Source organism: Janthinobacterium saanense (genome assembly GCF_014200675.1).
In the GTDB taxonomy this organism is placed as follows: domain Bacteria; phylum Pseudomonadota; class Gammaproteobacteria; order Burkholderiales; family Burkholderiaceae_D; genus Janthinobacterium.
The window spans coordinates 45,509-63,580 of the sequence record NZ_JACHCI010000020.1 but is presented as its reverse complement, the minus strand read 5'-3'; the positions used below and the strand labels follow the sequence as shown (position 1 = coordinate 63,580).

Sequence of the window (18,072 nt, the reverse complement as noted above, 5' to 3'; positions counted from 1 at the left end):
TTCTCTACATTGCCCTCAGGCTTTAGGATTGGCATCGCCGATCGATACCGGCGGCATAGGGTATTTCGCGCCATTCTGATTGGCGAAATCCATGAAATCGGCACGTGCGCCTGGGAAACCCAGCAACTTCCAGCCGACCATATTGCGGTTGCCGCCATGGATGGGATCGCTGAAAAAGCCTTCCCGGGTAATTTGCAGCATGAAGCCGAAAAAGAGCTTGGCCGGCACATCGGCCAGTGCAAGCTCGCCCTGTTGCAAGGCGCGCATGAATGCCTCTTGCCGCGTGTGATCGAGTTCGGCGAAATGTTTCTTGAACTGGCGCTGGCACGCATCGTTGGCCGCAGCAATCCCCAGCCGCACGATATCGCGCGGCACCAGCTTGAGCTGATATCCCATCTCCGGCGCCGCCGCCATGAACGGCCCCTGCATATACCACAGCGCACCATGCGCATAGGGCGTCTCCATTTGCCGGTCGACAAACTCAGGCACCCCGGCCTCGACCGCACCCGGCCCCATCGCGTCGGACGGAATCAGGCGATCGCTCATGGCTGCCACAAAAGCCCATTCGGACTTGCTCAGGAATACGGGAACATAATTGGCCCCAGTGGGACCAGGGGGGCCGGCACGGCCTTCCGGACTGGCAGCCGTACCACTGGGCAAGTCGCAAGCTTGCAGGCTTGCCAGCGGAACCAGCCACAGCGCCTTGCCCAGGAAGGAGCGGCGGGTGTTTGGCGTATTCGGAATCGACATAAAACTCTCATGAGATAGAAAGGATAACAGCTTGGCGGCAAGTCATATAATCAACTAAACATATATATGAATATGACGATCGAACTGTACCCTATTTTTTCCTTCCTTGCAGCGTTAAGCAGACTGATGTAACAAAAAATCCGGCGGAACTGGCAAACGGGCAAGTCTTCGTAGCGACGATGGAAACGACCTTTCCTGTCGGAAAGGTTGCACGCCTCGCGAATGTGTGACGCCCCTTGTCAGGAGACTCAGGAGACTCAGGGGTATGGGAAGCAGGTGAAAAAGCTGCTATGGATGCAGATGTAATGCAAGGAAGTTGCGAAGATAAAAAAACACCGCGTCAAGACCAGCAGGTCTTGCATCGCGGCGCTTCAGTGACAATCAACGATATCAGTCGTCGTCGTTCGGGTCCAGCTCGGGAAACATGACCTCGGTAAAACCGAACTGCGTGAAATCAACGATACGCATCGGATATAAAATGCCGTGCAAGTGGTCGACTTCATGCTGCACCACGCGCGCGTGGAAACCGTCGCAATCGCGACTGATGGCGTTACCGAACTGGTCCACGCCTTCATAGTGCAGTTCGCTCCAGCGCGGCACGCTGCCACGCAGGCCAGGCACGGACAAGCAGCCTTCGAAACCCTCTTCCTTGCGTTCCGACAAGGGCGTCAGCACGGGATTGATCAGCACGGTTTCCGGCACTTGCGGCGCGTCGGGGTAACGCAGATTCTGCTTGAAGCCATAGATCACCAGTTGCAGATTGACACCGATCTGCGGCGCCGCCAGGCCCGCGCCGTTGGCGGCATGCATGGTGTCGAACATATCGGCGATCAAGGCGTGCAGCTCGGGCGTATCGAACTCGCGCACGGGTTCAGCCATCCGCAGCAAACGCGGATCGCCCATTTTTAAAATTTCACGTACCGTCATATTGATTCCTGATTCGATTGCAATTGCTGCAAGTAAGTGCGGAAGGCGGCGCCCGTTTCCGGGTGTTTCATGCCCATCGCCGTGGTCGCCTTCAGATAACCGAGCTTGGAACCGCAATCATAGCGCTGGCCCGTGTAGCGGTATGCCAGCACGCGCTCTTCACGCATCAGCGCGGCGATGCCGTCCGTCAGCTGAATCTCGCCGCCCGCACCGGCGCCGATTTTTTCCAGGTGATTGAAGATGCGGCTGGTTAACACATAGCGGCCCACCACGGCCAGGGTCGATGGCGCTTCTTCGGGCAGTGGTTTTTCCACGATGGCCGACACCAGTTCCAGATCGGGCTGGTAATTTCTGGCAGAAACGATGCCGTATTGCCTGGTTTCCGCGCGCGGCACATCCTGCACCGCCAGCAACGAGCAATTCTCATACTGGAAAACATCGGTCATCTGCGCCAGCACCGGGCGCACGCCCTCTTCCACATCCATGAAGTCATCGGCCAGCAGCACCGCAAACGGTTCATCGCCGACCACAGGACGGGCGCACAGCACGGCGTGCCCCAGGCCCAGTGGCGCCGACTGGCGGATATAGATGCAATTGACATGCTTGGGGATCACATTTTGCACCATCTCCAGCAACTGGCGCTTGCCGGCTGCCTCCAGCTCCGTTTCCAGCTCATAGGCCGTATCGAAATGGTCTTCGATGGCGCGCTTGTTGCGCCCCGTGATGAAGATCATTTCCGTGATACCCGCCGCGACCGCCTCTTCCACTGCATACTGGATCAAAGGCTTGTCGACGATGGGCAGCATTTCCTTGGGCTGCGCCTTGGTCGCGGGCAAGAAACGGCTACCCAGGCCCGCGACGGGAAACACTGCTTTTCTGATTTTTTTCATGGATTCATCTGCAAAATGTTAAATAAATGGCGTCACGCCTGAGCCAACAGTGCCAGCAAGGCCGCTTCATCGAGCAGGGCCACGCCTAATTCTTGCGCCTTGGCCAGTTTGCTGCCTGCATCGGCGCCGGCCACGACGTAGCTGGTTTTCTTCGATACCGAAGCACTGACCTTGCCACCGGCCGCTTCGATCAGGGCAGCGGCGTCATCGCGCCCCATGGTGGGCAAGGTGCCCGTCAAGACAAAGGTCTTACCTTCGAACTTGCCGCCGGCGGCAGGCAGTTCGGGTAATTCTGCCAGCAATTGCGTGCGCAACTCGTCCAGTTGGCGCAATTGCGCCACATGAGCCGCGTCCGCCAGCCAGGATGACAAGGCGTCGGCCACGCCAGCCGGCAAGCCCGCCTGGAAACCGCTACCCTGGGCCGCCAGGCTGGCCAGGGTCAGACCCCGCTCCACCAATTGCTTGCTGCGCGCTTCGGTCAGCTTGGGGATGCCCACGGCAGCCAGCAAGGTGGTTTGCTCCAACTGCGTGCGCAGCTTGGCGCTCGGTGGATGTTCGCCCTGCGGCGCCACACCAGCAGCCAGCAAGGCGTCGAGCGCCTGCTGGTTTTTCGGTTCGGCAAAAAAGTCGGCGATGGACAAGGCCACCGTGCCGCCGATATCAGGCAGCACGCGCAGCAGGGCCGCTGGCGCGCGGCGTACGCGCTCCAAGCTGCCCAGCCATTCAGCCAGGGTCTTGGCCGTCGATTCGCCCACATGGCGTATGCCCAAAGCAAACAAAAAACGTTCAAGCGGCGGCTTCTTGCTCGCGGCGATACCAGTCAGCAGGTTTTCCGCCCATTTGGTGGGAATCTTGCCTTGCTGTACCGTTTCCGGCGTGGCGCTGTCACGCTCATCGGCGCGCACCTTCATTTCCAGCAATTTATCCAAGGTCAAGCCATACAGATCGGCCAGGCCATGGACATAATCAAGTTCGACCAGGGTATCGATATAACGTTCCCCCAGCCCTTCGATATCCATCATGCGGCGGCCCGCGAAATGGCGGAACGCTTCCTTGCGCTGGGCCGAGCAGAACAGGCCGCCCGAACAGCGGGCAATCGCCTCGCCCTCTTCGCGCACCACGTGCGAATCGCAAACAGGGCAATGTTCCAGCATCTTGAATGGCGCCGGCGCCGGTTCCGGGCGCTTTTCCAGCACCACCGCCAGCACTTCCGGGATCACGTCGCCGGCACGGCGCACAATCACCGTATCACCCACGCGCACATCTTTGCGCAGCACTTCATCTTCATTATGCAAGGTAGCGTTGGTGACCGTCACGCCGCCTACGGAGACAGGCGCCAGGCGCGCCACCGGCGTCATCGCGCCCGTGCGGCCTACCTGGATATCGATGCCCAGCACCACCGTCATGGCTTCTTCGGCAGGGAATTTATGCGCCAGCGCAAAGCGGGGAGCACGCGACACAAAACCCAGTTCCTGCTGGTCTTGCGTGGCGTTGACCTTGTACACCACGCCATCGATTTCATACGGCAAATCAGGACGGCGCGCGCCGATGTCGGCGTAATAGGCCAGCAAGCCCGGCGCACCCTGCACTACCTGGCGCTCTTTCGACACGGGTATGCCCAGGGTGACGTACCAGTCCAGCAAGGCCGAGTGCGACTCTGGCATGGCCGCGCCTTCCAGCGCGCCGATGCCGTAGGCGTAAAAGCGCAGCTTGCGCTCATTGGTGATACGCGAATCGAGCTGGCGCAGGCTGCCGGCGGCCGCATTGCGCGGGTTGGCGAATTCTTTTTGGCCAGCATTACGCTGGCGTGCATTCAAGTTCGCAAAATCCGACTTGAACATCATCACTTCACCGCGCACGTCCAGCAATGCAGGCACGGTGTCGCCATGCAGGCGCATCGGAATGCCACGAATAGTCTTGATATTGGCGGTCACGTCTTCGCCCGTAGCGCCATCGCCGCGCGTGGCTGCCTGTTCGAACCGGCCATTCACGTAACGCAGGTTGATCGCCAGGCCATCAAATTTCACTTCGGCCGCATAGTCCACCAGGCCGGTATCGAGGTCCAGCCCTTCACGCACGCGGCGGTCGAAGTTGACGATATCGTCTTCAGAGAAACCATTGTTGAGCGACAACATCGGCACCGTGTGCGTGACTTGCTCGAATTGCGGTAAGGGCGCCGCGCCCACGCGCAAGGTGGGCGATTCAGGTACCTGCAAATCGGGATGCGCCACTTCCAGCTGCTGCAGTTCGACAAACAGTTTATCGTACTCCGCATCGGGAATGCTTGGGTTGTCGAGGACGTGGTAGGCGTGCAGGTGCCGGTTGAGTTCGGCAGTGAGTGCCAGGACGCGTTGTTGCGCGTCCTGGAGGGAAAGTTCAGTCATGTTGTTGCGGGATTCTTAGCTAAATAAACGCAGGGCGCGGGTGGAACCGGCCGGAATGTCGGCCGCGTCCATTTCCTGGTAAAACTCTTGCACCTGGCCAGCGATCTCGGCCAGGGCCGCGTCCGACAGGGCCTGGTTGTAATCGTCGACGATGGTGGCGTCCAGACGACCCACCAGCGAACGGGCGCAAGCAACCATGGCGCCAAAACCGTCGCGCGCAGGCGCCACGCAAGGCACGTCGAGCAGCAGGGTCAAACGGGGCGTGGTTTCTTCGGCCAGGGTGACATTGGTCGACAGCGAGAACAAATGGCCGCCTTCGCCGTCCGGCATCACGAAACGGCCATCCGGACGCACGTCGAAACCTTGTTTTTCCAGCGCGAACAGCAAGGTGGAAATCGCCCATGGCGCGCCGTTGGTGTGCAGGTTGACGCCCAGTTGCGCGTCGTGGCCGGTAACGAAGCGGTGCAGATTGCGCGCTTCGGCCATCACTTCCATCATGTCCGGCACTTCCGGTTCGGCGCCGATTTCATCGGCCACGCCACGCAGACGCGTAACCAGTTCCGAGTATTCCAGCTCATTCAAGGCCGTGGTGCGGCTTGCCAGCTGCACGCCGCCCTGCATCTTGGTGTAGACACCGCCATGCATGATCGGTTCCCAATCGCCATTCACATGCAAGCCGATGAAATGCACGGGCTTGTTGCCCACCAGGCGCAAGGTTTGCAGCACCGGCAGGATTTTTTCACCACGCACGGGCGCTTCCAGCGACAGCGGCAGCAGGCAATCGATCAGCGGATCGACCAGGCTGGTGGCTTGCTCGCTGGCAGTGCTGACCTCTTCCTGCGGCGCTAAGGCAACAGGCGCGGCGGACGTTTCCAGCAAGGGTTCGGCATGCACGGGCGCCGGGGCCGGCGGCGCGCTGAATGAAGGTTCTGTCTTGACGGCCGGGGCCGCATCGAAACGCGGTTCCTGGCGCACCACGGCTTCCACGGGCGCGGCTGCGGGCGCAGCCACAGGAGCCTCGCCTTCGCGCATCAGCACGTCATCGTGGTCGGTGGAAAATGCCCGTTCCACGCTTTTCTTGGCCTTGTATTCCTGCCATTTGTTGTAAGAGAAAACGGCAACGATAAAGACGCCGCCGGCGCCGAACAAGGTAATTTGGAGATCTGTCATGCTGCTTGTGCCTCGGTAGCAAAATTTGCGGCGGACTCCATGTCCACCGCCACGATGCGCGATACGCCTTGCTCCTGCATCGTCACACCGATCAATTGATGGGCCATTTCCATCGCAATCTTGTTATGCGAAATGAAAAGGAATTGGGTCTGGTCGGACATGCGCTTGACCATGCGGCAGAAGCGTTCCGTATTCGAATCGTCCAGCGGTGCATCGACTTCGTCGAGCAGGCAGAACGGCGCCGGATTGAGGCGGAACATGGAAAACACCAATGCGGTCGCGGTCAGCGCCTTCTCTCCACCGGACAACAGGTGGATGGTCGCATTTTTCTTGCCTGGCGGTTGCGCCATGACTTGTACACCGGAATCGAGAATCTCGTCGCCCGTCATGGTCAGGCGGGCCTGGCCACCGCCGAACAGAATCGGGAACAGCTCGGAAAAGTGATGGTTGACCTTGTCGAACGTGTCTTGCAGCAAGTCGCGCGTTTCCTTGTCGATCTTGTGGATCGCGTCTTCCAGGGTGTTGATCGCTTCGGTCAAGTCGGCGTTCTGGGCATCGAGGAAATTCTTGCGCTCGGACGCCTGCGCCAGCTCGTCGAGCGCGGCCAGGTTGACGGCGCCCAGGGCCGTGATGGCATTGGTCAGGCGCGTCACTTCGCCTTGCAGATAAGACGGGCGCATGTCCGGGTGCAATTTTTCAGTCAGGGCGACTTCATCGGCGCCCGATTCCAGCAATTGCTGGGCAAACTGCTCCTGGTTCAGGCGCGCGGCCTGTTCCTTGAGCTGCATTTCCATGATCTTGTCGCGCTGCGGCTGCAAGCTGCGCTCCGATTGCGTGCGAGCATCTTCAGACAAACGCAGCTGCTGCGTGATCTGGTCCAGCTCATGGCGCGCATCGGCCAGCGCCCGCTCCTGCGTGGTGCGGCGCTCCAGCAAATCCTGCAAGCCATCGTTGGCGGCGCCGCTTTCCAGATTGGCCAGTTCCTGCTGGCCCGCCTGCAGGCTTGCCGACACTTGCTGGGCTTGCGTACTGGCCGTGGCGATATTGCGGCGCAATTCCTCGATCTTGGCGCGGTGCGATTTTTCCGCGTATTCGGTATCCTTGGCGGCCCGTTCCAGGTCGCGCAAGGCTTCGCGCGCTTCGGCCAGACGCTGCTCTTTCTGCAAGAAGTCGGTATGGCCGTCTTCGTGGGCTTCCTGCAAGTTGCCCAGCTCCATGTCGAGCTGTTCGAATTTTTCTTCCGATTCCAGCTTGGTCTGCATTTGCTCGGCTTCTTGCGCGGCAATCTCGGCCAGGTCGGCGCCGATCTGCGTGCTGCGCTGATTAAAGCGTGCTTCCACCTCGGACAATTTCACCACTTCCAGTTGCAGACTGTGCACGGACGAGGTCAGCTGCTGTATGCGCAGGCGCAAGTCGGACAGGTTGCGCGTCAACGCCGCCACGGCCGCATCGGCCCGCACGGAGCGGGCGCGCGCTTCTTCGGCCAGCAATTGCTGGGCGCGCAGCTGCTTGCCGATATTGTCGATTTCCTGCTGGCGGCCCAGCATGCCTTCCTGTTCGGAATCGGCCGCATAAAAGCGCACGCTGCCCGCCGTGACCACGTGGCCCTGGCGCGTGACAAAATAGCCGCCCGGCGGCAATTTGCTGCGCTCGAGCAAAGCTTCGGCCGCGTCTTCCACTGCGTAAGCGTTATACAGCCAGTCCTGCAGCAAGCCGCGCAAGCCTGGATCGTTGAGTTTGAGCAAGTTCAAGAACGGTTTCAAACCGGCTATTTCCGGCACAGGCAGCGGCGGCACGGTGGACGGCGCATACAGGGCCAGCTTGGCCGGTGGCGCATCGGCAAAGAAGGCCTTGGCCCAATCGATATTCGACAATTGCAAGGCCGAGGTGCGCTCGCGCAAGATCGATTCCATGGCCGCTTCCCAGCCCGCTTCGATCTGCAACTTTTGCCACAAGCGCGGTAAAGTGTCCAGCTCGTGCTTTTTCAGCCACGGTTGCACCTTGCCCTGGGTCTGCACTCTTTCCTGCAACTGTTTCAGGGCGGACAAGCGCGCTTCCAGCTGGGCGTTGGCGGCCGTTTCGGCATTGACTTGCGTTTGCGCTTCCTGGCGTTCCTGCTCCAGTTTCGGCTGCTGTTCCAGCGCTTCTTCCAGATAAAAGCCCTGCTCTTCGAGCGCCTGCTGCTTTTCTTCCAGTTGCAGTTTCAGGTTTTCCAGATGACTGCTGTCGGGCAAGCTCAGGCTGTTCTTTTCCTGTTGCAGGCGCTCGCGGCGCGTCAACAGGCTGTTCAGGATATTCGAGGCGTTGCGCTGGTGCGCCGATTCCAGCTCCAGCTGCTGCTGGGCCTGCATGATCCTGGCGCGCGATTCCGTGCTCTTGTTTTGCGCGGTCCGCCAGGCGGCGTCGAGCTCGGGCAATTGCTCGCCTTTTTGCTCGGCCATCATTTGCGACTGCTCCACCTTGGCGGCCAGCTCTTCGAGGTGGAATTCCGCTTCTTCGATCTGCTCCTGGTATTCGCTGCCTTGGCTGCTCCATTGATCGCGCTGGGCCGTCAAGGTCGCCAGTTGCGCCTGCAAGCGGGCGCGCGATTCGATCACGAACTTGATTTGCGCTTCCAGGCTGCCGATTTCCGCATTCGTCTGGTACAGATGGCCTTGCGCCGTATGCAAACGGTCGCCCACGGCAAAGTGCGCCTGGCGCATCTGCTCCAGGGTCAGTTCCACATTGCGCAGCTTGGCCGTCTGTTCTTCCAGGTCGGTCTGCGCCTGTTCCACTTCGCGGAAATAACGCGTCTGCTCGTTCTGCGCTTCATTCTTGCGCAGCAGCCACAGCAATTTCTGCTTTTCTTCCTGATCGGCCTGCAAGGTATGGAAACGGGTAGCCACGGCCGCCTGCGCTTCCAGTTTTTCCAGATTGGCGTTCAGCTCGCGCAAGATGTCTTCCACGCGCAGCAGGTTTTCGCGCGTATCCTGCAAGCGGTTTTCCGTCTCGCGGCGGCGTTCCTTGTATTTCGATACCCCGGCCGCTTCTTCGAGGAAGACGCGCAGTTCTTCCGGGCGCGATTCGATGATGCGCGAAATCATGCCCTGGCCGATGATGGCGTAGGCGCGCGGGCCCAGGCCGGTACCGAGGAAGATATCCTGGATATCGCGCCGGCGCACAGGCTGGCTATTGATGTAATAGGTGGACGTGCCGTCGCGCGTCAAGGTGCGCTTGACAGCGATCTCGGCATACTGGCCCCATTGGCCGGACGCCTTGCCATCGTTGTTGTCGAACACCAGTTCAACCGAGGCGCGCCCGGCGGGCTTGCGGTGCGTGGAACCGTTGAAGATCACGTCCTGCATCGACTCGCCGCGCAACTCGGACGCTTTCGACTCACCCAGCACCCAGCGCACGGCGTCGATGATGTTCGACTTGCCGCAGCCATTCGGCCCGACCACGCCCACCAGCTGGCCTGGCACCTGGAAATTGGTGGGATCGACGAAAGACTTAAATCCCGACAACTTGATGGAAGAGAGACGCACGTGTTTTAGAGTTCCTGGCCTGGGCTGGCGGTTGAGTGTAGCAACTGTATAGCAACTGGGTTAATGAAATGCGCATCCGGCGCAGGCACTTGTCTGCGCACTTAGCTAATTATGCACTGGCGATGATGCCACTGAAAAGTGGCTCATCATACCATTTCCTGATGATTTTCTGGCTAAAAACACGTGTGCGCCATAGCAGGCAGTTGCCGCCCTCATTCGCGTGCTCAATGGGCAGGATGCCCGTCTTGCACCAGCTTCCAGTCCGCCCGCGAAAAAACGCGCTCGTGGCCAGACAAATGCATGGCCAATTTATGCAGCCACAGCTCGGTCGGCACCGGTTCGGCCTTGAAGCTGAGCACCGCCATCACAAGCAGGCTGGCCAATGCCAGCGGCCGGCTGATGGCGATATCGACGGCGCCACGTGCACCCCAGATAAAGCCGGCCGCCATGGCCAGGCCCAGCAAGCAACCGCTGACCGCTTCCGACACACTGTGCGCATGGCCGAGCACGCGCGCGATGGCCACCAGCACAGCATAGGCCACGCCCAGGACCACACCAGCCTGGCGCCAGCGCGGCTGGGCGCGCTGCAGCACGACATACAGCAAGACAGGATAGACGGCGCCTGCGCGCATGGCGTGGCCGCTGAAACCGGTAAAGTCGAGCGCGCTGCTGCCCACGCCCCAGCCCATGAAGACCAGCTTGGACAGCACGACCAGCAGCAAGCCGCCGCCGTACCACACGCTCCAGCTCAATACCAGCCGCCACTGCTTCGACACCAGCAACCACAAGGCGATAAGCACGCCAGCCGGCCCCATCAATGCCATATCGGCCGTAAAAGAAATGCTATTCCACCAATTCATCGCCACACCTATTTCATCATCAGGCTGAACTATGCCATGACTGCCCCTCTTGCTGCCCTGCTTTTTGTCAGCGCAAGGCGGGAATTACATTCAATTACAAATTCATTCTCGAACATTGCAATAAGGAAATGGCTTCGCCTCATCATCAGGCAAGCTCCTACACGGGGTCGAGCAGTGTTCCGATACTAGCGCCCAAGCTTTCTGCGCATCATGCAGCCACCGGAAGTAGTTCCGGCGAGTGACTTCTTTTAATTTCAGTAAAGGAAATATGATGAACTCGAATCAAAAAGGCGATCAAGGCAACAAACAGTCGGGTAGCGGCTCACGCAGCGGCAGCCAAAGTGGCACCCAGGGCGGCACGCATGAGCAGCACGTGGACGCCGGCCGTCAAAGCCACAAAAATGACGGCAACAAGCAGTCGGGTGGCAGCGCTGGCAGCAGTGGCAGTGGCAACAAACAGTCTGGCACTGCCAGCAACAAGGGCAGCAAATCCTGACGCCTTTGCCCTTAGCACAACAGGGCTGGCCGCACCACTCATGGGGCGGCCAGCCCTGTTTTATTTGGGAAATTAGATATTGGTCAGGCGCTTGCCCTTGGGCGGCGCGAAATCGCGGATGGCGTCGATCAAGCCCACTTCCAGAGCCTGTTCCGCCGTCAGATGCAGGTCGGAATAGGCATGCACGCGCCAATGCTCTTCATCCAGGGTCACATGGCTGCGCAGGATGCGCTCGGTGCGCAAATCGTCAGCCCGCAAGCCTTCGACGATGATGCTGAGCGCATCGGGCCGCGCACCGGGCGAAGCAGTGGCGTGCGATTTATGCACCATGAAACGGGCCGTGTCGCTGGCACAACGATGCCGCCCGGCAAGAAACAAGGTCACGGCGATCGATGCCACGGCGCCGCCGTTATACGTGACCAGCTCGATCGGCAGCTTGCTGAGGAAGTTGTACAGACAGATGCCGTCGCTGACATAACCGCCGTTCGACTGTATCAGTACGTGGGCGGTGGCGATCTTGTCTTCGGTCATGTCAGAGACCGCGTTGAAGACGCGCCTGACCATATCGCTGTTGACGTCGCCAGACAGCGTGAAATAGGCGTGATGATCGGTATTGCTATGCGTATCGTTCATGGCAGAAACTCGCAAATGAAGCGCTGATTCATCATAGCAAATTTCTGCCGCAGGGCGCGCACGGCGCGGCATGAATGCAACAGCCGGCTAGCCATGAAACATGCGTGCTGCTGCCCTGTTTTGGTGCATTCTGGAAAGCCGTTTCAGATTGACAGAACACCCCTGCTGGCATATATTCCACACACTTGATCGGGAGAGGGCAATCCAGCGTTGCCGCCGAAGGGGCACTACCCAAAAACTCTCAGGCAAAAGGACCGATCAGGCGAGTTCAAACTGTTGCTTTGACAATAGGTTTTGATTCAACTCTGGAGAGCGGCCGCGGCGAAACGCCGGCGGCCCACCGAAGGGGCGCACGGGGCTAGCCCCCGTAATCTCTCAGGTACAAAGGACAGGGGGGTGAGTGAATGCCATGGAGAAACGCGTTGGCGGCTTTCTTGCGTGTTCTGTTTTCATCCCTTACACCTTCGTCCCGAGGATACAATGACGCTCAAAGCGACCCCACTCAATAACGCCCACCGTGCATCAGGTGCCCGCATGGTAGATTTCGGCGGTTGGGACATGCCGGTCAACTACGGTTCGCAAATCGAAGAGCATAACGCCGTGCGCGGCGACGCCGGCATGTTCGACGTGTCGCATATGTGCGTGGTCGATATCGAAGGCCCGAATGTGCGCGCCTTCTTGCGCGGCCTGCTGGCCAATAACGTCGACAAGCTGCAAGTGCCGGGCAAGGCGCTGTATTCGTGCATGCTCAATGCCGAAGGCACTGTCATCGATGACCTGATCGTCTACTTCTTCAGCGAAAACTGGTTCCGCCTGGTGGTCAACGCCGGCACCGCCGAAAAAGACGTGGCGTGGATGCAGCAACAGAACACCGCCACCAACAGCGGCCTGACGATTACCGAACGCCGCAACGCAAACGAGCCGATGGCCCTGGTCGCCGTGCAGGGCCCGAACGCGCGCGCCAAGGTATGGCAAGTGCTGCCGACCACCCAGGCCGCTTCAGAAGCCATCAAGCCTTTCAACGTGGTGATCGTCAAGGACACGCCATTTGGCGAAGTGATGCTGGCGCGTACCGGCTACACGGGCGAAGACGGTTTTGAAATCGGCGTCGCGGCGACGCAAGTCGAAGCACTGTGGAATGCCTTGGCTGCAGCCGGCGTAAAACCTGCCGGCCTGGGCGCGCGCGACACCCTGCGCCTGGAAGCGGGCATGAATCTGTACGGCCAGGACATGGATGAAACGGTCAACCCGCTCGACGCCGGCCTGGCATGGACCATCGACCTGGTCAGCGAGCGCGACTTCATCGGCAAGGCGGCCCTGCTGGCAAAAGGCCAGAATGCGCAATTCGTCGGCCTGATCCTGCGTGAAAAAGGCGGCGTGCTGCGCGCCCACCAGAAAGTCATCGTGGCCGGCACCGAAGCGGCCGGTGAAATCACCAGCGGCACCTTCAGCCCGACCATGCAGGAAGCGATTGCCCTGGCGCGCGTGCCGAACGGCGTGAACGTGGGCGACACGGTGCACGTGGAAATCCGCGGCAAGCAACTGGCCGCCTCCGTCGTCAAGCTGCCTTTCGTGCGTAACGGTAAAATCCTGGCTGCGTAAGGTTTTATAGAGCCGCCCGCAAGACCGAACAAACATAATCAATAACGAACACTTACCCTCTGGAGCATCACATGAACATTCCTGCAGACCTGAAGTACACCGCTTCCCACGAATGGGTACGCCTCGAAGCAGACGGCACGATCACCGTCGGCATCACCGAATACGCGCAGGACGCCCTGGGCGATATCGTGTTCGTTGAACTGCCTACCGTCGGCAACAGCTATGGCGCCGGCGACGACGCAGCGGTAGTTGAATCGGTCAAGGCAGCCAGCGACATCTACGCGCCACTCGCTGGCGAAGTCGTGGCAGTCAACGACGATGTCGTCAATTCGCCAGAAGCGATCAACACCGACGCCTACGCCAACTGGCTGTTCAAGATCAAGCCAGCCGACGTGTCGGCCCTGGACGGCTTGCTTGACGCTGCCGCCTATGGCGCTACCACCGGCGAGTAATCGCAATGACCAGCGGGCCGCGTTTGCGGCCCGTTTGCATTTATTTTTGCTGTCTCTTATTGACACACTCGCCGCCGCGCCCGCGCGCCGCATCCCGGTTTTTCAGTCTTTTTTGGCCTCTATATCATGACCCGCACCAGCCTGACCCAACTCGAAGCACGCGATGCTTTCATCGCCCGCCACATCGGCCCTTCCGCCGCCGAACAGGAAGCCATGCTGTCCACCCTCGGCTACGCCTCGCGCGCCGCCCTGATCGACGCCCTGGTTCCCGCCAACATCCGCAACAAGGGCGCCCTGCCCCTGGGCGCCTACTCGCAGCCGATGCCGGAACAGGAAGCCCTGTCGCGCCTGAAAGCCATCGCCGGCAAGAACCAGGTCTTGAAGTCCCTGATCGGCCAGGGCTACTACAACACCTTCACGCCTGGCGTGGTGTTACGCAACATCTTTGAAAACCCGGCCTGGTACACGGCCTACACGCCTTACCAGCCTGAGATTTCGCAAGGCCGCCTGGAAGCGATTTTGAACTTCCAGCAAGTGATCACCGACCTGACCGGCATGGGCATCGCGAATGCCTCGATGCTGGACGAAGGCACGGCCGCCGCCGAAGCGATGACCCTGATCCAGCGCGTGGGCAAGTCGAAATCGAACGTATTGTATGTCGCCAATGACGTGCTGCCGCAAACCCTGGAAGTGGTGCAAACGCGCGCCCAGCCGATCGGTATCGAGGTGCGCACTTTCGACCCGGCCGAAATCGAAGCGCTGGACAGCTGCTTCGGCGTGCTGCTGCAATACCCGGGCGTGAACGGTGTCGTACGCGACTACCGCGCCGGCGTGGAAAAACTGCATGCCAATGGCGCCATGGTCATCGTCGCCGCCGACCTGCTGGCCCTGACCATGCTCACGCCACCAGGCGAATGGGGCGCGGACGTGGTGGTCGGTAACAGCCAGCGCTTCGGCGTGCCGCTCGGTTTCGGCGGCCCGCACGCAGGCTATTTGTCTACCCGCGATGAATTCAAGCGCAATATGTCGGGCCGCCTGGTCGGCGTGACCGTCGATGCACAAGGCAACAAGGCGTATCGCCTGGCCCTGCAAACGCGCGAACAGCATATCCGCCGCGAAAAAGCCACCTCGAACATTTGCACGGCGCAAGTGCTGCTGGCCGTGATGGCTTCGATGTACGCCGTCTACCACGGCCCTGCCGGCCTGCTGCAGATCGCCCAGCGCGTGCACCGCTACACCGGCGTGCTGGCGGCCAACCTGAAAACCCTGGGCTACACGGTTGCCAACGCGAGCTACTTCGACACCCTGACGATCCAGGTTGCCGATGCAGACAAACTGCATCGCGCGGCCCTGAAACATGGCGTCAACCTGCGCAAGGTCGACAGCACCCACGTCGGCCTGTCGCTGGACGAAACCACCACCCGCGACGATATCGCGCTGCTGTGGAATGTGTTTGCCGACGGCGTGGCCAATGCGCCTGCCGCACCAGAACTGGACGCCATTGAAGCGGCCGTCACCAGCGCGCTGCCGCCGCAACTGGCCCGCAGCAGCGTTTACCTGACCCACCCGGTCTTCAATAGCTACCATTCCGAACACGAAATGCTGCGCTACCTGCGCAGCCTGGCCGACAAGGACCTGGCGCTGGACCGCACCATGATACCGCTCGGTTCGTGCACCATGAAGCTGAACGCCACCTCGGAAATGATCCCCGTGACCTGGCCGGAATTTTCGAACATCCACCCGTTCGCGCCCGATGCGCAAACCGTGGGTTACCGCGAAATGATCTCGCAGCTGGAAGAAATGCTGTGCGCGCTGACCGGCTACGCCGCCGTCTCGCTGCAGCCTAACGCCGGTTCGCAAGGCGAATACGCGGGCCTGCTGGTGATCAAGGCTTACCATGAATCGCGCGGCGAAGGCCACCGCAACATCTGCCTGATCCCCTCTTCGGCACACGGCACCAACCCTGCCTCGGCCAATATGGTCGGCATGCAAGTGGTTGTGACCAGCTGCGACGCCAACGGCAACGTGGACCTGGCCGACTTGAAAGCGAAAGCTGAAAAACACAGCGCCAACCTGGCGTGCGTGATGGTCACCTACCCATCGACCCATGGCGTGTTTGAAGAAGGCATCCAGGAACTGTGCGAAATCATCCACGCGCACGGCGGCCAGGTGTATATCGACGGCGCCAACATGAACGCGCTGGTCGGCGTGGCGGCGCCTGGCTCGTTTGGCGGCGACGTATCGCATCTGAACCTGCACAAAACCTTTTGCATCCCGCACGGCGGTGGCGGCCCAGGCGTCGGCCCGATCGGCGTGGGCGCCCACCTGGCAAAATTCCTGCCGAACCAGCGCTCGAGCGGTTATCAACGCGATGCGGCGGGTATCGGCGCAGTCAGCGCCGCACCATTCGGTTCGGCCAGCATCTTGCCGATCTCGTGGATGTATATCGCCATGATGGGCGCAGAAGGTTTGACGGCCGCCACCGAAACAGCCATCCTGGCAGCGAACTACATCGCGCGCCGCCTGTCGCCGCACTACCCGGTGCTGTACTCGGGCCACGACGGCCTGGTTGCGCACGAGTGCATCCTGGACCTGCGCCCGATCACGGATGCTACCGGCATCAGCAACGAAGACGTGGCCAAGCGCCTGATGGACTTCGGTTTCCATGCGCCAACCATGAGCTTCCCGGTACCAGGCACCCTGATGATCGAGCCGACGGAAAGCGAATCGAAAGTGGAGATCGACCGTTTCATCGACGCCATGATCGCCATCCGCGGCGAAATCGCCAAGGTTGCCAGCGGCGAATTCGACCATGACGACAATCCTTTGAGGAACGCACCGCACACGGCGCAGGTATTGCTGTCGGACAACTGGGAACGCAAATACAGCCGCGAAGTGGCGGCCTACCCAGTCGCCTCCTTGCGCCAGCGCAAATACTGGCCACCAGTCGGCCGCGCGGATAATGTGTATGGCGACCGCAATCTGTTCTGCGGCTGCGCGCCCATCAGTTCTTACGAGGAAGAATAAGCACCCGGCGCAAGCCGGGAGTGAGCGCTGAAAACAAAAACGGCAGGCCATTCAGGCCTGCCGTTTTTTTATGTTCGTACAGTTACTCTTTTACAGCGCCAGCAAAGCCGCTCCTGGCAAGGCCATGGCGCCGGCGGCGATGCTCAGGCAGACTACGTCGCGGCGTTCGCAGCGTGCGCGTTTGGCGCTCCAGGCGGCGAACAGCAGCGCCAGGCCGATACCGAACAGTGAAATTCCTAATGGCACCATACAAGCTCCTTATCTATCGTCGTCAACAAGCCGATCGACTACCGACCGGTAGGAAGTAAGTGTAACCCAAAAATGCATAAATTGCAGCACGCCTGCATCAAGGTCGCTCTGCTTGACGGTTTGCCATCTGCTGGTATGATGGCAAACGCTGCTTATATGCAGTCATGCATCAGCCTGGCAGCGCACTGTCGTGGCCGGCATCGTGCCTTCACTTTCAAAGAATTCTTTCCACCATGAAGAAACGCTCGGCTTCGGCCGATAGAATCTGTGCCGTGGCCGTCGGACATTTCTCCGAACATGGCTATGACGGTTCGTCCCTCAGTGATATCGCCGAACTGGCCGGCATGCGCAAGGCTTCGCTGTATTCCCACTTCGATAGCAAGGATGATTTATTCCTGGCCGTATTTGCCGATGCCTTGCTGGAAGAACACAGCTTCATGCAGCAATGTTTCGATGACGAAGCTGCGCTACAACAAGTGCCACAGCAGGCTGGCGCCCTGTATTGCGACCGCATGGCGCAGCGCTATGGCCAGTCGCCGCATGCGCGTTTTCTGCTGCGCACGGTCTATTTGCCGCCACAAGTGTTGCGTGATCACATCACTGGCGCTTACCGCGCCCTGCTCGACCAACTGGAGCGCCATTACGCGGCCAGCCTGGTCCACGCCGCACCGTGGCTGACCCAGCCGCGCCTGGCGCTGTATGTGCAAGCTTACCTCGGCATCATAGACAGCATGCAGGTGGAATTGATCTACGCCGATGGCGCCGCCTTGCAGCAACGTCATGCTGCGCTGTGGCAGATTTTGTCCGATTCGCTGGCGACGGCGGCGCAGCAACAAGCATAAAAATCCGCACCGCAACATTACAGTTTGGAAATCTAAGATTTCTTCAGTTGACACCTTTTAAGCTCATCAATATGATGCGGGCATTATTCATTTACGGAGTCCCTCGTGGGTACTTGTTCTAGTGACAGTAGTCGATCGCGTAACAGCGATGGTATCGGCAGCTAAGCAGCAAGCAACACGGAATCTGTCATCCTCCGTGCCTTGCTGAGCAAGGTGCGGTGTCTCTTGCGGCCAACTGGCTGTGCGTTTCTCCCCTCTTCCCTTTT

At 60.0% G+C, this 18,072-nt stretch carries 14 protein-coding genes and 2 riboswitches; of the genes, 5 read left to right on the top strand and 9 right to left on the bottom strand.

All coding sequences use genetic code 11. The annotated features are described in order from the left end of the window. Nucleotides 1-15 precede the first annotated feature (15 nt). From HDE72_RS22320 to HDE72_RS22290, 7 genes are all read right to left on the bottom strand, one after another. Nucleotides 16-750, bottom strand: coding sequence for a gluconate 2-dehydrogenase subunit 3 family protein (locus tag HDE72_RS22320; RefSeq protein WP_183745939.1), 735 nt, complete (start codon nt 748-750; stop codon nt 16-18). A gap of 390 nt (nt 751-1,140) precedes the next feature. Beyond that, nucleotides 1,141-1,677 carry a peptide deformylase gene (gene def / locus HDE72_RS22315; protein WP_183745936.1) on the bottom strand — a complete coding sequence of 179 codons (537 nt, stop codon included), beginning with the start codon at nt 1,675-1,677 and terminating at the stop codon, nt 1,141-1,143. Continuing rightward, nucleotides 1,674-2,567 carry a UTP--glucose-1-phosphate uridylyltransferase GalU gene (galU, locus tag HDE72_RS22310; protein ID WP_183745933.1) on the bottom strand — a complete coding sequence of 298 codons (894 nt, stop codon included), beginning with the start codon at nt 2,565-2,567 and terminating at the stop codon, nt 1,674-1,676. The genes def and galU overlap by 4 nt, the downstream gene beginning before the upstream one ends. Nucleotides 2,568-2,599: 32 nt before the next feature. After that, nucleotides 2,600-4,951 (bottom strand): NAD-dependent DNA ligase LigA, encoded by a 2,352-nt coding sequence (ligA, locus tag HDE72_RS22305; RefSeq protein WP_183745930.1) that lies wholly within the window; start codon nt 4,949-4,951, stop codon nt 2,600-2,602. Nucleotides 4,952-4,966: 15 nt separating this feature from the next. Beyond that, the gene (locus tag HDE72_RS22300) at nt 4,967-6,121 is read right to left on the bottom strand and encodes a cell division protein ZipA C-terminal FtsZ-binding domain-containing protein (RefSeq protein WP_183745926.1); all 1,155 of its coding nucleotides are present in this window, start codon (nt 6,119-6,121) and stop codon (nt 4,967-4,969) included. Then, on the bottom strand, nt 6,118-9,645 hold the full coding sequence (smc, locus tag HDE72_RS22295) for a chromosome segregation protein SMC (RefSeq protein ID WP_183745923.1): 3,528 nt from the start codon (nt 9,643-9,645) through the stop codon (nt 6,118-6,120). The genes HDE72_RS22300 and smc overlap by 4 nt, the downstream gene beginning before the upstream one ends. Nucleotides 9,646-9,869: 224 nt before the next feature. Continuing rightward, nucleotides 9,870-10,505, bottom strand: a complete 636-nt coding sequence (locus tag HDE72_RS22290) for a phosphatase PAP2 family protein (protein ID WP_260176866.1) — start codon at nt 10,503-10,505, stop codon at nt 9,870-9,872. A gap of 271 nt (nt 10,506-10,776) precedes the next feature. Between HDE72_RS22290 and HDE72_RS22285 the strand changes: the two genes are divergently transcribed. Then, entirely contained in the window at nt 10,777-11,001 is a 225-nt protein-coding gene (locus tag HDE72_RS22285; protein WP_183745902.1) for a hypothetical protein, read from the top strand. Between the two features lie 72 nt (nt 11,002-11,073). Here the strand turns inward: HDE72_RS22285 and HDE72_RS22280 are convergent, their stop codons facing one another. Beyond that, nucleotides 11,074-11,634 carry an ATP-dependent Clp protease proteolytic subunit gene (locus HDE72_RS22280; RefSeq protein ID WP_183745897.1) on the bottom strand — a complete coding sequence of 187 codons (561 nt, stop codon included), beginning with the start codon at nt 11,632-11,634 and terminating at the stop codon, nt 11,074-11,076. Nucleotides 11,635-11,814: 180 nt separating this feature from the next. Beyond that, nucleotides 11,815-11,901, top strand: a riboswitch (glycine riboswitch). A gap of 28 nt (nt 11,902-11,929) precedes the next feature. Beyond that, nucleotides 11,930-12,036, top strand: a riboswitch (glycine riboswitch). Nucleotides 12,037-12,114: 78 nt separating this feature from the next. Here HDE72_RS22280 and gcvT point away from each other — a divergent pair. The 3 genes from gcvT (at nt 12,115) to gcvP (ending at nt 16,715) form a co-directional block, all read left to right on the top strand. Next, nucleotides 12,115-13,236 (top strand): glycine cleavage system aminomethyltransferase GcvT, encoded by a 1,122-nt coding sequence (gene gcvT / locus HDE72_RS22275; protein WP_183745894.1) that lies wholly within the window; start codon nt 12,115-12,117, stop codon nt 13,234-13,236. Nucleotides 13,237-13,307: 71 nt separating this feature from the next. After that, a complete protein-coding gene (gene gcvH / locus HDE72_RS22270; protein WP_183745891.1) occupies nt 13,308-13,688 on the top strand; it encodes a glycine cleavage system protein GcvH in 381 nt (126 codons plus the stop codon). A 126-nt stretch (nt 13,689-13,814) separates the two neighbouring features. After that, complete coding sequence (gcvP, locus tag HDE72_RS22265; RefSeq protein ID WP_183745888.1) at nt 13,815-16,715, top strand: aminomethyl-transferring glycine dehydrogenase; 2,901 nt, start codon at nt 13,815-13,817, stop codon at nt 16,713-16,715. A 90-nt stretch (nt 16,716-16,805) separates the two neighbouring features. Here gcvP and HDE72_RS22260 read toward each other — a convergent pair whose 3' ends face one another. Then, nucleotides 16,806-16,964: a hypothetical protein gene (locus tag HDE72_RS22260; RefSeq protein ID WP_183745885.1), complete on the bottom strand. Its 159-nt coding sequence runs from the start codon at nt 16,962-16,964 to the stop codon at nt 16,806-16,808. A 233-nt stretch (nt 16,965-17,197) separates the two neighbouring features. Between HDE72_RS22260 and HDE72_RS22255 the strand changes: the two genes are divergently transcribed. Continuing rightward, nucleotides 17,198-17,806, top strand: a complete 609-nt coding sequence (locus HDE72_RS22255) for a TetR/AcrR family transcriptional regulator (RefSeq protein WP_183745882.1) — start codon at nt 17,198-17,200, stop codon at nt 17,804-17,806. Nucleotides 17,807-18,072 lie beyond the last annotated feature (266 nt).

What these genes read in the sequence shown, in the direction of transcription:
- HDE72_RS22320 (WP_183745939.1), bottom strand. Translation starts at nt 750, where the DNA reads ATGTCGATTCCGAATACGCCAAACACCCGCCGCTCCTTCCTGGGCAAG.
- def (WP_183745936.1), bottom strand. Translation starts at nt 1,677, where the DNA reads ATGACGGTACGTGAAATTTTAAAAATGGGCGATCCGCGTTTGCTGCGG.
- galU (WP_183745933.1), bottom strand. Translation starts at nt 2,567, where the DNA reads ATGAAAAAAATCAGAAAAGCAGTGTTTCCCGTCGCGGGCCTGGGTAGC.
- ligA (WP_183745930.1), bottom strand. Translation starts at nt 4,951, where the DNA reads ATGACTGAACTTTCCCTCCAGGACGCGCAACAACGCGTCCTGGCACTC.
- HDE72_RS22300 (WP_183745926.1), bottom strand. Translation starts at nt 6,121, where the DNA reads ATGACAGATCTCCAAATTACCTTGTTCGGCGCCGGCGGCGTCTTTATC.
- HDE72_RS22290 (WP_260176866.1), bottom strand. Translation starts at nt 10,505, where the DNA reads ATGAATTGGTGGAATAGCATTTCTTTTACGGCCGATATGGCATTGATG.
- HDE72_RS22285 (WP_183745902.1), top strand. Translation starts at nt 10,777, where the DNA reads ATGAACTCGAATCAAAAAGGCGATCAAGGCAACAAACAGTCGGGTAGC.
- HDE72_RS22280 (WP_183745897.1), bottom strand. Translation starts at nt 11,634, where the DNA reads ATGAACGATACGCATAGCAATACCGATCATCACGCCTATTTCACGCTG.
- gcvT (WP_183745894.1), top strand. Translation starts at nt 12,115, where the DNA reads ATGACGCTCAAAGCGACCCCACTCAATAACGCCCACCGTGCATCAGGT.
- gcvH (WP_183745891.1), top strand. Translation starts at nt 13,308, where the DNA reads ATGAACATTCCTGCAGACCTGAAGTACACCGCTTCCCACGAATGGGTA.
- gcvP (WP_183745888.1), top strand. Translation starts at nt 13,815, where the DNA reads ATGACCCGCACCAGCCTGACCCAACTCGAAGCACGCGATGCTTTCATC.
- HDE72_RS22260 (WP_183745885.1), bottom strand. Translation starts at nt 16,964, where the DNA reads ATGGTGCCATTAGGAATTTCACTGTTCGGTATCGGCCTGGCGCTGCTG.
- HDE72_RS22255 (WP_183745882.1), top strand. Translation starts at nt 17,198, where the DNA reads ATGAAGAAACGCTCGGCTTCGGCCGATAGAATCTGTGCCGTGGCCGTC.